The organism is Pseudomonas sp. B21-028, from assembly GCF_024749045.1.
Lineage (GTDB): Bacteria > Pseudomonadota > Gammaproteobacteria > Pseudomonadales > Pseudomonadaceae > Aquipseudomonas.
Window position 1 is genome coordinate 985,164 of record NZ_CP087184.1, and the last position, 12,437, is coordinate 997,600.

The 12,437-nt window shown below is 63.1% G+C and carries 9 protein-coding genes; 8 read left to right on the top strand and 1 reads right to left on the bottom strand.

The window, feature by feature from the left end; genetic code table 11:
* Positions 1-352 precede the first annotated feature (352 nt).
* The 8 genes from mreB (at position 353) to tldD (ending at position 11,788) form a co-directional block, all read left to right on the top strand.
* Positions 353-1,390 carry a rod shape-determining protein MreB gene (gene mreB, locus LOY35_RS04230; protein ID WP_015093487.1) on the top strand — a complete coding sequence of 346 codons (1,038 nt, stop codon included), beginning with the start codon at positions 353-355 and terminating at the stop codon, positions 1,388-1,390.
* A gap of 140 nt (positions 1,391-1,530) precedes the next feature.
* The gene (mreC, locus tag LOY35_RS04235) at positions 1,531-2,670 is read left to right on the top strand and encodes a rod shape-determining protein MreC (protein ID WP_258633474.1); all 1,140 of its coding nucleotides are present in this window, start codon (positions 1,531-1,533) and stop codon (positions 2,668-2,670) included.
* Positions 2,667-3,155 carry a rod shape-determining protein MreD gene (gene mreD, locus LOY35_RS04240; protein WP_258630907.1) on the top strand — a complete coding sequence of 163 codons (489 nt, stop codon included), beginning with the start codon at positions 2,667-2,669 and terminating at the stop codon, positions 3,153-3,155. The genes mreC and mreD overlap by 4 nt, the downstream gene beginning before the upstream one ends.
* A 186-nt stretch (positions 3,156-3,341) precedes the next feature.
* Entirely contained in the window at positions 3,342-3,938 is a 597-nt protein-coding gene (locus LOY35_RS04245; RefSeq protein ID WP_258630909.1) for a nucleoside triphosphate pyrophosphatase, read from the top strand.
* Between the two features lie 56 nt (positions 3,939-3,994).
* Complete coding sequence (rng, locus tag LOY35_RS04250) at positions 3,995-5,452, top strand: ribonuclease G (protein WP_258630910.1); 1,458 nt, start codon at positions 3,995-3,997, stop codon at positions 5,450-5,452.
* A 61-nt stretch (positions 5,453-5,513) separates the two neighbouring features.
* Positions 5,514-9,317 (top strand): YhdP family protein, encoded by a 3,804-nt coding sequence (locus LOY35_RS04255; protein ID WP_258630911.1) that lies wholly within the window; start codon positions 5,514-5,516, stop codon positions 9,315-9,317.
* 159 nt (positions 9,318-9,476) lie between these two features.
* Positions 9,477-10,340 carry a carbon-nitrogen hydrolase family protein gene (locus LOY35_RS04260; protein WP_258630912.1) on the top strand — a complete coding sequence of 288 codons (864 nt, stop codon included), beginning with the start codon at positions 9,477-9,479 and terminating at the stop codon, positions 10,338-10,340.
* A 5-nt stretch (positions 10,341-10,345) separates the two neighbouring features.
* Positions 10,346-11,788 carry a metalloprotease TldD gene (gene tldD, locus LOY35_RS04265; protein ID WP_258630914.1) on the top strand — a complete coding sequence of 481 codons (1,443 nt, stop codon included), beginning with the start codon at positions 10,346-10,348 and terminating at the stop codon, positions 11,786-11,788.
* A gap of 100 nt (positions 11,789-11,888) precedes the next feature.
* Here tldD and yjgA read toward each other — a convergent pair whose 3' ends face one another.
* On the bottom strand, positions 11,889-12,413 hold the full coding sequence (yjgA, locus tag LOY35_RS04270; protein ID WP_041020876.1) for a ribosome biogenesis factor YjgA: 525 nt from the start codon (positions 12,411-12,413) through the stop codon (positions 11,889-11,891).
* Positions 12,414-12,437 lie beyond the last annotated feature (24 nt).

Below are 12,437 nucleotides of genomic sequence, written 5' to 3' on the forward strand. Positions count from 1 at the left end.
AGAACGGACGCAGTCTGTCCGTGTGTTAGATTGTCGGAACACTACCGCATTTCTACGGTCCAGTGCCCTGTATCACAAATACTGTTCCTTTTTGACGACGTCTATTACCGTCATGCTGCGTTGCCGCTTCTCGCCATAGCGGGCGATGACTCGTCGCGGCGCCTTGTCTGACGACAATAGCCACTCGTCAAAAAAGGAACGTATCTGCAAAACAGGGCACTGGCCGCGATTGTGGGGTTTGGTGCATAGATAAAGCGGCCAATTTAACATATTGGCGCCTTGCCCAAAATCCCTGTCGTTGTTAGAGTTTGCCGCACTTTTTTACCCACGCGTTGCCTAGGGTCCCTTTCCCATGTTCAAGAAACTGCGTGGCATGTTTTCCAGCGATCTCTCCATTGACCTGGGCACTGCCAACACCCTTATTTACGTGCGCGAGCGCGGTATCGTCCTGAATGAACCCTCGGTCGTGGCCATCCGCACCCACGGTAACCAGAAAAGTGTCGTGGCTGTTGGTACCGAAGCCAAGCGCATGCTGGGCCGTACACCGGGCAACATCGCAGCCATTCGTCCGATGAAGGACGGCGTGATCGCCGACTTCAGCGTCTGCGAAAAGATGCTGCAGTACTTCATCAACAAGGTTCACGAAAACAGTTTCCTGCAGCCCAGCCCTCGCGTGCTGATCTGCGTGCCATGCAAGTCCACCCAGGTGGAGCGTCGTGCCATCCGTGAATCGGCCCTTGGCGCCGGTGCCCGCGAGGTGTTCCTGATCGAAGAACCGATGGCGGCAGCCATCGGTGCCGGCCTGCCGGTGGAAGAAGCCCGTGGCTCGATGGTGGTCGACATCGGTGGCGGCACCACCGAGATCGCGCTGATATCCCTCAACGGTGTGGTCTACGCCGAATCCGTGCGTGTGGGCGGCGACCGTTTCGACGAAGCGATCATCACCTACGTGCGCCGCAACTACGGCAGCCTGATCGGCGAGTCCACCGCCGAGCGCATCAAGCAGGAAATCGGCACGGCCTACCCGGGCGGTGAAATCCGTGAAGTCGACGTTCGTGGCCGTAACCTGGCCGAAGGCGTTCCTCGCGCATTCACCCTCAATTCCAACGAAGTGCTGGAAGCGCTGCAAGAGTCCCTGGCGACCATCGTCCAGGCGGTGAAGAGCGCTCTGGAGCAGTCGCCGCCGGAGCTGGCATCGGACATCGCCGAGCGCGGTCTGGTACTGACCGGTGGTGGCGCATTGCTGCGTGACCTCGACAAGTTGCTGGCCCAGGAAACCGGCCTGCCGGTGATCGTTGCCGAAGACCCGCTGACCTGCGTTGCCCGTGGCGGTGGTCGTGCCCTGGAAATGATGGACAAACACACCATGGACCTGCTCTCCAGCGAATAAGTCTGCCGAGTGATCCATGTTGTTCGCTTCCGGGCAGCACTTTGCAGTGCTGCCCGTTGGCGTTTATCTTCTGTCATTCGTATCCAGGCCGGTTTGATACCGTATGAATAAAGAGAACATTTGCCTGGGAGGAGCGGCTCATTAAACCGCTTTTTACCAAGGGTCCCTCGTTGGGTGTGCGCCTGTTGGTGCTGGCCGTGCTATCGGTTGCGCTGATGGTGGTCGATGCCCGCTTCACACTGCTCAAGCCAGTGCGCAGCCAGATGTCGCTGGTCCTGATGGAAGCCTATTGGATCGCCGACCTGCCGCAGCGGCTGTGGCAAGGCGTGGCCAGCCAGTTTGGCAGCCGGACCGAACTGGTCGCCGAAAACGAAAAACTCAAGACCGAGAACCTGCTGTTGCAGGGGCGCCTGCAGAAACTGGCGGCCCTCACCGAGCAGAACGTGCGGCTGCGCGAATTGCTCAACTCCTCCGCGCTGGTCAACGAAAAGGTCGAAGTGGCCGAGTTGATCGGCATGGACCCCAACCCGTTTACCCACCGGATCGTCATCAACAAGGGGGAGCGCGACGGCGTCGTCCTCGGCCAGCCGGTGCTCGATGCCCGCGGCCTGATGGGCCAGGTGGTGGAGTTGATGCCCTACACGTCTCGCGTGCTGCTGTTGACCGATACCACCCATAGCATCCCCGTGCAGGTCAACCGCAACGGCTTGCGGGCGATTGCCAGCGGCACCGGTAACCCGGAGCGCCTGGAACTGCGACACGTGGCCGATACAGCCGATATCAAGGAAGGTGACCTGTTGGTCAGCTCCGGCCTTGGCCAGCGCTTCCCGGCCGGCTATCCGGTGGCGATGGTCAAGGAAGTGATCCATGACTCCGGCCAGCCATTCGCCATTGTCCGTGCCGTACCGACCGCCGCGTTGAACCGCAGTCGTTACCTGCTGCTGGTGTTCAGCGACAACCGCACACCTGAGGAGCGCGCCAACGACGCTGCCGTGGCCCAGGAAGCCCAGGACCGGCAGGGCGGCGAAGCGGCTGCACCCGCCACTGGCGCAGCCGTGCCGGCCGCAACGCCGAATCCATCCGTGCCCACACCGGCTACGCCAGCCCCGGTAACCACACCGGCTGCCGCGCCCGCCACTACGCCTGCCAAGCCTGCCGCGTCACCGACCAAGCCTGCCGCTCATGCACCGGCCACTCATGCACCGGCGGCCCAATCGACGCGGCCCGCAGCCAGGGCTCCGGCCGCCACGCCCGTCACCAGGGGAGCACGAGAAGAATGAGCAGTACCCACTCCGGTAACGGCTGGATGGTCTGGTTGACCTTCGCCGTGGGCCTGTTGCTCAGTGTTTCGCCGCTGCCGCAATTCATGGAGATTCTTCGCCCGTTGTGGCTGGCCTTGCTACTGGCGTTCTGGGCGCTGGCGCTGCCGCATAAGGTCGGCATGGTCACCGCCTGGTGCCTGGGGCTGGCCGAAGACGTGCTTTATGGGACGCTGCTGGGGCAGAACGCGCTGATCCTGACCTTGATTACCTTTCTGGTGTTGTCGCTGCAACAGCGCCTGCGGATGTTCCCGATGTGGCAACAGTGCCTGGTGATCCTGGTGATCTTCGGTCTGGCGCAACTGGTACAGCTATGGCTCAGCGCGCTGACCGGCAATCGCCAGCCGACCCTGGCACTGGTGTTGCCGGCCCTGGTCAGTGCCTTGCTCTGGCCTTGGGTCAGCTTCGGTTTGCGTGGCCTGCGCCTGCGTTTCAAGATCAACTGATTCGCTAGGCTCTGTACAAAAGGTCTTGAGACGAAGGTCAGGCACGGCGAAAACAGCCGAGGAACGGCCGGGGTCGCGTCCGACTGTACTGGAGTACATGAGCATTCCGAGGCTGTTTTCAACGCAGCATGAACGAGTATCAAGGCTTTTTGCATAGAACCTAGGGCTCAAGCGGGAGATGCACTGATGAAACCGCTTTACCTCGCCTCAGGCTCGCCGCGTCGGCGTGAATTGCTCACGCAGATCGGCGTGTCCTTTACCGCCATCAGCGCGGACATTGACGAAACTCCCCAGGATCACGAAACCCCATCGGCCTATGTCGAGCGCCTGGCGCGCGGCAAGGCCGAGGCCGGACGGCGGACCTTGCCGGTCGACGACGGTGGTTGCGTACTGGGTGCCGACACGGCGGTAGTGCTCGATGGGCAGATCCTCGGCAAGCCACTGAACCAGGACGATGCGTGCTCGATGCTGCTGAGCCTGGCGGGTCGCGACCATGAGGTGCTGACCGCCATCGCCTTGCTGGACGGTCAGCGCTGCGAATCCCGGGTGGTCCGCAGTCGGGTGCGCTTTCGCTCCATCACCGAAGCGGAAGCGGCGGCCTATTGGGCCAGCGGCGAACCTCGTGACAAGGCCGGCGGCTACGGCATCCAGGGGCTGGGTGCGGTATTCGTTGCCGGGCTCGAGGGCAGCTATTCTGCGGTGGTTGGCTTGCCGCTGTGCGAAACCGCGCAACTGTTGGGCCATTTCGGCATACCCTGTTGGCAAACCTTGAACGTGCGTTGAACGCCGTCTGACCAGATGCAGCCATTATCGTGAAAATGCCTGAACGAGACCCTGCCATGAGTGAAGAGATCCTGATCAACATCACGCCGATGGAATCGCGCGTGGCGGTGGTTGAAAACGGTGTGCTGCAAGAGGTTCATGTCGAACGCACGCAGAAGCGTGGCATCGTCGGCAACATCTACAAAGGCAAGGTGGTGCGGGTGTTGCCGGGCATGCAGGCGGCGTTCGTCGATATCGGCCTGGACCGTGCGGCGTTCATCCATGCCTCGGAGATTTCCATGCGCGAAGGGCCCGCCGTGGAGAGCATCGGCGCGCTGGTCCATGAAGGCCAGAGTCTGGTGGTGCAGGTCACCAAGGACCCCATCGGTTCCAAGGGCGCGCGCCTGACCACGCAATTGTCCATTCCCTCGCGCTACCTGGTGTACATGCCACGCACCGCCCATGTCGGCATTTCCCTGAAGATCGAAGACGAAGCCGAGCGCGAACGCCTCAAGCAGGTGGTCAGCGACTGCGTGGAGAAAGAAGGCATCAAGGAGGCCGGTGGCTTCATCCTGCGCACCGCCGCCGAAGGTGCCGGGGCCGACGAGATTCTCATGGACATCCGTTACCTGCGCAGGCTCTGGGACCAGATCGCCGCGCAGATCAAGACCATTGCCACCCCCAGCGTGATCTACGAAGACCTGGGCCTGGCGCTGCGCACGCTGCGGGACCTGGTCAGCCCCAGGATCGAGAAAATCCGCATCGACTCCCGGGAAACCTTCCAGAAGACCACCCAGTTCGTGGCCGAGCTGATGCCGGAAATCGCCGACCGTCTCGAGCATTATCCCGGCGAGCGGCCGATTTTCGACCTGTACGGCGTCGAGGATGAAATCCAGAAAGCCCTGGAGCGCAAGGTACCGCTCAAGTCCGGCGGCTACCTGGTGGTCGATCCGGCCGAGGCCATGAGCACCATCGATGTCAACACCGGGGCGTTCGTCGGCCATCGCAACCTCGAAGAAACCATCTTCAAGACCAACCTGGAGGCGGCCACTGCCATCGCTCGCCAACTGCGCCTGCGCAACCTGGGCGGGATCATCATCATCGACTTCATCGACATGGAGGACGAAGAGCACCAGCGCCAGGTACTGAGGACGTTGGAGAAACAACTCGAGCGCGACCACGCCAAGACCAACATCATCGGCATCACCGAATTGGGCCTGGTGCAGATGACCCGCAAACGCACCCGCGAGAGCCTCGAACAGGTGTTGTGCGAGCCGTGCAGCGCCTGCCAGGGCCGGGGCAAGCTCAAGACTCCGGAAACCGTGTGTTACGAAATCTTCAGGGAAATTCTCCGGGAGGCGCGCGCCTACCAGGCCACTGGCTATAGAGTGTTGGCGAACCAGAAAGTGGTGGACCGCCTGCTCGACGAGGAGTCGGGTAATGTCGCGGAGCTGGAGGCCTTTATTGGGCGCACGATTCGCTTCCAGGTAGAAACCATGTACTCCCAGGAACAATACGACGTTGTGCTGCTCTGAAGTGGCTCCTGAAGCGGTGGTCTCGCCGATTTGAACATCTTTGCCTGGGGAGTCCACTGACATGGAGCGTTTGACCCGCATACTGGCCGCGCTGACCCGCTGGGGCTTGGGTCTGTGCGCGCTGCTGCTGGTGCTGTTGGCGCTGTACGTCAGCCTGGGGCGGGAACTGGCGCCGCTGGTAGCCGAATACCGTACCGAGATCGAGCACCGGGCCACCGAAACGCTGGGCATGCCGTTGCACATCGGCAGCCTGGAGGGCAAGTGGGGTGGCCTGGCGCCGATTCTGCTGGCTCGCGACGTGATGATCGGCGAAGGCGCCAATGCCATGCACCTGGATGAGGTGCGTGCCGTTCCCGACCTGTGGGCCAGCCTGCTGGCCCGCCAGGTGCGCATTGCCCATCTGGAGCTCGGTGGTCTCAAGATCAGCCTCAAGGAAGGCGCCGACGGCAAGTGGGCCCTGGAGGGCCTGCCGGTCAAGGACGATCAGCCGTTCGACCCGCAGCAATTGTTTGATCGCATGCAGATGGTCTCGAAGCTTTCGATCCTGGACAGCCAGGTGACCTTGCAGCCGCTGGATCAAGCACCGCTGACCCTGACCTATGTGGGCGTGAGTCTCAGGACCGGCGTCAGCCGCCAGCGCCTGGACGCACGCTTGACCCTGCCCGACGGGCAACCACTGGCAATCAACCTGCGTACCCGCATCCGCGCCGCCGACTGGGAGAACGGTCAGGCCGATGCCTACCTGAGCCTGCCGCAGAGCGACTGGTCGAAATGGCTGCCGAAGCGCCTGACCCGCGAATGGAATTTCTCCCAGGCCAAGGCGGGCGGCGAGTTCTGGTTGAGTTGGGCGAACGGGACGCTGCAAAGCGCCGCCGTGCGCCTGAATGCGCCGGACATCAGCGGCGCCTACGCCGACCGCAAGCCGGTACAGATCCGCAACCTGGCACTCAACGGGTATTTCCAGCGTGGTGACGACGGGTTCACAGCGACGTTCGATTCCCTGGCGATGAGCCTGGGCGAAACCCGCTGGGAATCGCGCCTGCAATTGCAGCAGAGCGCGGCCACCGAGAAGGCTGAAGAACTCTGGCATCTACAGGCCGATCGTCTCGACCTGACTCCGATTACGCCGCTGCTCAATGCCTTGGCGCCCTTGCCCGAGGGGGTCGCGACGGCCATCGACCGCCTCAGGTTCACTGGCGCGCTGCGCAACCTGTGGGTGGACTACCGGCCGCAGAATGCCGGCGATCGGAAGGTCAGCTTTGCCACCAACCTGGACACGGTGGGCTTCGATGCCTATCACGGCGCCCCGGCGGCGCGTAACGTCTCGGGCAGCCTCAGCGGCGACCTCGGCGGCGGCGAGCTGCGCATGGACAGCAAGGATTTTTCCCTGCACCTGGACCCGATCTTCGCCAAACCCTGGCAATACCTGCAGGCCAATGCGCGGCTGACCTGGAAGCTCGACCAGCAAGGTTTCACCCTGATCGCGCCCTACCTGAAGGTGCTGGGGGAGGAGGGCCGGATTGCCGGCGATTTCCTGATCCGCCTGCATTTCGACCACAGCCAGGAAGACTACATGGACCTGCGGGTCGGCCTGGTGGATGGCGACGGGCGCTACACCGCCAAATACCTGCCAGCGGTGCTGAGCCCGGCTCTGGATGAATGGCTGCGCACGGCCATCGTCAAGGGGGCCGTGGATGAAGGGTTTTTCCAGTACCAGGGTTCGCTGAACCACGGCGCCGAGGACACGGCCCGCAGCATCAGCCTGTTCTTCAAGGTGCATGACGCCGAGCTGGCCTTCCAGCCGGGCTGGCCTTCGGTTGGCAAGGTCAGTGGCGATGTTTTCGTCGAAGACAGCGGTGTGCGCATCTTCGCCAGCCAGGGGCAATTGCTGGACACCCAGGTCAAGGACGTGGCAGTGAACATTCCCCATGTCCCGAACGGGCAGCATTCCCATCTGCTATTGGAGGGCGGGTTTGCCGGGGGCTTGGGGGACGGGCTGAAGATCTTGCAGACGGCGCCCATCGGCACGGCCCAGACGTTCGCCGGCTGGGAAGGCGAAGGCGGTCTGCAAGGCAATGTGAAGCTCGATATCCCGTTGGCCAAGGGTGACCCACCGAAGATTGTGGTGGACTTCAGCACCGACAACGCCCGGCTCAAGCTCAGCGATCCGGTGCTGGAGCTGACCCAGCTCAAGGGCGATTTCCGCTTCGACAGCAGCAAGGGGCTGAGCGGCAAGAACATCGCCGCCCGGGCGTTCGACCGACCTTTGACCGCGCAGATCTTCGCCGATGGCCGTGCCGGTGCGCTCAACACCCGTGTGGTTGCGTCCGGGCGGCTGGAGGTCAAGAAACTCACCGACTGGCTGAACGTTACCCAGCCGTTGCCGGTTTCCGGGGTCGTTCCGTACCAGTTGCAGGTGATGCTCGACGGGGCTGACAGTCAGTTGTCGGTCAGTTCCAACCTCAAGGGCGTGGCAGTGGACCTGCCGGCGCCCTTCGGCATGACGGCCGATACCGGGCGAGACACGGTGTTCCGCATGACGCTGCAAGGGCCGGAGCGGCGTTACTGGGTCAATTATGGCGACCTCGCCAGCTTCACTTACGCAGCGCCCGGCGGGAAGCCGGCCGACGGTCGCGGCGAGCTGTTGCTCGGGGGCGGCGATGCGGTCTTGCCAGGCGCCAAAGGGGTGCGGCTGCGTGGGACGCTGTCGGAGCTGGATGTCGGGCCATGGCAGGACCTGCTGAACAAGTACGCCGGACAGGATCCGAGCGGCAGCGCCAAGCAATTGCTCAGCGGCGTCGACCTTAAGGTGGGCAAGCTCATGGCCATGGGCACGTCCCTGGACCAGGCATCGGTGCAGCTCGACCGTAAGCCGGACGCCTGGTCCCTGGGGCTCGACAGCCAGCAGGCCAAGGGCAATGTCAGCCTTCCGGATGCGAAGAGCGCTCCGATCGGGATCAAGCTCGATTACGTTCGTCTGCCGGCCGCGGACCCGACGGTGCAGGCCGATGAGAACGCGCCGGACCCGCTGGCATCGGTGGACCCCACCCGGATCCCGGCCATGGATATCGCGATCGATCAGCTGTTCCAGGGACCGGATCTGATCGGCGCCTGGTCGATGAAGGTGCGTCCGACCAGCAAGGGTATCGCGCTGAACAATCTGGACATGGGCCTCAAGGGCATGGTGTTGCAGGGCAGTGGCGGCTGGGAAGGCGTACCCGGTTCCACCCGCAGCTGGTACAAGGGGCGTATCGGCGGCAAGAACCTGGCGGATGTGCTCAAGGGCTGGGGATTCGCTCCAAGCGTGACCAGCCAGGACTTCCACCTGGACGTCGATGGCAACTGGCCCGGCTCGCCGGCGTGGGTCGCGACCAAGCGCTTTTCCGGCAGTCTCGATGCGTCGTTGAGCAAGGGCCAGTTCGTCGAGGTCGAGGGCCGCGCCCAGGCCTTGCGGGTGTTCGGCCTGCTGAACTTCAACTCCATCGGCCGGCGGCTGCGGCTGGACTTCTCCGACCTGTTTGGCAAGGGCTTGAGCTACGATCGGGTCAAGGGGCTGCTGGTGGCGAGCAATGGTGTCTACGTGACCCGTGAACCCATTACCCTGACAGGGCCTTCGAGCAACCTGGAACTCAACGGGACATTGGACATGGTGGCCGACCGGGTCGACGCCAAGTTGCAGGTGACGTTGCCGGTGACCAACAACCTGCCGATTGCCGCGCTGATTGTCGGCGCACCGGCGGTGGGCGGCGCGCTGTTTTTGATCGATAAGCTGATCGGCGACCGCGTGGCGCGTTTTGCCAGCGTAAGATACGACGTCAAGGGACCGTGGAAAGAGCCGAAGATCACCTTTGACAAGCCGTTCTGACAGTCGCCATCAACCCCCTGTGGGAGCGAGCCTGTGGGAGCAAAGCTTGCTCGCGATGAACGATGACGCGGGTTTACAGTTGCACCGAGTCGTCCGTATCGCGAGCGAGCTTTGCTCCCACAGCCCTCACGGCAAGGATAAGGACAGGAGGAAAGCACCATGCCAGTCGCAGTGATTCAAATGGTCAGCCAGAGCGATGTGCTCGCCAACCTGGCGCGGGCCCGTGCTTTGCTGGAACAGGCCGCGGCTGGCGGTGCGCGGCTGGCGGTGTTGCCGGAAAACTTCGCGGCGATGGGGCGGCGGGACGTGGCCGACATCGGTCGTGCCGAAGCCATCGGTCAGGGACCGATCCTGCCCTGGTTGAAACAGGTCGCCCGTGACCTCAGGTTATGGATTGTGGCCGGCACGTTGCCCTTGCCGCCGGTGGACCGGCCCGAGGCCAAGGCCCATGCCTGCTCGCTGCTGGTGGACGATCAGGGCCAGATCGTGGCGCGGTACGACAAGTTGCACCTGTTCGACGTGGATGTGGCCGACAATCGTGGGCGCTACCGCGAGTCTGATGACTATGCTTATGGCGGTAACGTGATAGTTGCCGATACGCCGGTGGGCAGGGTCGGCCTGACGGTCTGCTACGACTTGCGTTTTCCCGAGCTGTACAGCGAGCTGCGGGCTGCCGGCGCCGAACTGATCACCGCGCCCTCGGCGTTCACCGCTGTCACCGGGGCGGCTCATTGGGAGGTGCTGATTCGCGCCCGGGCCATCGAAACCCAGTGCTATGTGCTGGCGGCCGCCCAAGGAGGCGTGCATCCGGGGCCTCGGGAGACCTTTGGCCATGCTGCCATTGTCGACCCCTGGGGACGGGTGCTGGCGCAACAGGATCAAGGCGAAGCCGTGCTGCTGGCCGAGCGTGACAGCAACGAACAGGCGTCCATCCGGGCGCGCATGTCGGTGGCCAGCCATCGGCGCTTTTTCTCGCAGGGCGCTCGACAGCGACCTGTCCAAGACGACGAATTCAAGGCGTAAAACATATGAGCGGGTTGTTGTCCTCAGTCAGTGAACACCTTCTAGCCCCCGGCGGCGTGACCCTCGAAAGCCTGCAAGGCGTGCTGGGCGACCTGGCCGGTCCGGGTATCGACGCGGCCGACCTGTATTTCCAGGGCCAGATTTCCGAGTCCTGGTCCCTGGAAGACGGCATCGTCAAGGAAGGCAGTTTCAACCTTGACCAGGGCGTGGGCGTGCGTGCCCAGTCCGGCGAGAAAACCGGCTTTGCCTACAGCAATGCCATTACCCTGGAAGCCCTGGGGGCTGCGGCCCGTGCGGCGCGTTCGATTTCCCGGGCCGGGCAGAACGGCACGGTCCAGGCCTTCAGCAGCCAGGATGTCGCGCAGTTGTATGCGCCGGACAATCCGCTGGAAGTCATGAGCCGAGCCGAGAAGGTCGAATTGCTCAAGCGCATCGACGTCGCGACCCGTGCCCTCGACCCTCGCATCCAGCAGGTATCCGTGAGCATGGCCGGCGTCTGGGAACGGATCCTGGTGGCCTCCACCGACGGCGGCCTGGCGGCGGATGTACGGCCGCTGGTGCGTTTCAATGTGAGTGTGATCGTCGAGCAGAACGGTCGCCGCGAGCGCGGTGGGCATGGTGGCGGCGGGCGCACCGACTATCGCTATTTCCTCAGCGAAGACCGCGCCATGGGCTACGCCCGGGAGGCCCTGCGCCAGGCGCTGGTCAACCTGGAAGCCATTCCCGCACCGGCTGGCACGTTGCCGGTGGTGTTGGGCTCCGGCTGGTCCGGCGTACTGCTGCACGAAGCAGTGGGGCATGGTCTGGAGGGCGATTTCAACCGCAAGGGCAGTTCGGCCTACAGCGGGCGTATGGGCGAGATGGTCGCTTCGAAGCTCTGCACCATTGTCGACGATGGCACCCTGGCCGGACGGCGCGGCTCGCTGAGCGTCGACGACGAGGGCACTCCGACGGAGTGCACCACGCTGATCGAGAACGGCGTACTCAAGGGCTACATGCAGGACAAACTCAACGCCCGCTTGATGGGCGTGGCCCGCACCGGCAACGGTCGTCGCGAGTCTTATGCGCACCTGCCGATGCCCCGGATGACCAACACCTACATGCTGGGTGGGCAAACTGATCCGGCGGAAATCATCGCTTCGGTGAAAAAAGGCATCTATTGCGCCAACCTCGGTGGCGGCCAGGTGGACATCACCAGCGGCAAGTTCGTGTTCTCCACCAGCGAGGCCTACCTGATCGAGGATGGCAAGATCACCGCTCCGGTCAAGGGCGCGACGCTGATCGGTAACGGACCGGAGGCCATGAGCAAGGTGTCGATGGTCGGTAACGACCTGGCCCTGGACAGCGGTGTAGGAACATGCGGCAAGGACGGGCAGTCGGTGCCCGTGGGTGTCGGTCAGCCGACCCTGAAGATCGATGCGATTACCGTGGGTGGCACGGGCGCGTAGGCGCTGCCGAAGGCTGCGATCTTGATCTTTCGCCGTGGATTCAATGGCACGGGGAAAGATCGCAGCCTCGCTGCACTCGGCAGCTCCTACAGGACGCTACTCAACGCAGACCGCGTTGAGTCTCGTCCAGCTCACGGATGTACTTGAAGATTTTACGGCTCGAAGCCGGTGGCTTGTTCTGTGCCACTTCGTGCTGGGCCTGACGGATCAGGGAGCGCAGCTGCTGGCGATCGGCCTCGGGGTAGTCGACGACGAATTTTTCCAGGGTGCCGTCGTCGCCTGCGATCAAGCGATCGCGCCAGCGTTCCAGGTTATGGAAGCGTTCGTTGTACTGCCGGGTGGAGGCGTCGAGTTGATCGAGCAGAACCAGGATGGCGTCAGTGTCCTGATCGCGCATCAGTTTGCCGATGAACTGCAGGTGCCGTTTACGCGCAATATTCGCGGTGTGCTTGGGCGCATCGGCCAGGGCCCGGCGCAAGGCGTCGGTCAAGGGCAATTTGGCCAGCAAGTCAGGCTTGAGTGTTGTCAGGCGCTCGCCGAGGTCAACCAGAGCATGCAGCTCGCGTTTGACCTGGGATTTGCTTTTTTCACCCTCGTAGAGGGAGTCGTCGTAAGAATCAACCATGGGGGCAGTCCGCAAAGAAACGCC

What these genes read in the sequence shown, in the direction of transcription:
- mreB (WP_015093487.1), top strand. Translation starts at nt 353, where the DNA reads ATGTTCAAGAAACTGCGTGGCATGTTTTCCAGCGATCTCTCCATTGAC.
- mreD (WP_258630907.1), top strand. Translation starts at nt 2,667, where the DNA reads ATGAGCAGTACCCACTCCGGTAACGGCTGGATGGTCTGGTTGACCTTC.
- LOY35_RS04245 (WP_258630909.1), top strand. Translation starts at nt 3,342, where the DNA reads ATGAAACCGCTTTACCTCGCCTCAGGCTCGCCGCGTCGGCGTGAATTG.
- rng (WP_258630910.1), top strand. Translation starts at nt 3,995, where the DNA reads ATGAGTGAAGAGATCCTGATCAACATCACGCCGATGGAATCGCGCGTG.
- LOY35_RS04255 (WP_258630911.1), top strand. Translation starts at nt 5,514, where the DNA reads ATGGAGCGTTTGACCCGCATACTGGCCGCGCTGACCCGCTGGGGCTTG.
- LOY35_RS04260 (WP_258630912.1), top strand. Translation starts at nt 9,477, where the DNA reads ATGCCAGTCGCAGTGATTCAAATGGTCAGCCAGAGCGATGTGCTCGCC.
- tldD (WP_258630914.1), top strand. Translation starts at nt 10,346, where the DNA reads ATGAGCGGGTTGTTGTCCTCAGTCAGTGAACACCTTCTAGCCCCCGGC.
- yjgA (WP_041020876.1), bottom strand. Translation starts at nt 12,413, where the DNA reads ATGGTTGATTCTTACGACGACTCCCTCTACGAGGGTGAAAAAAGCAAA.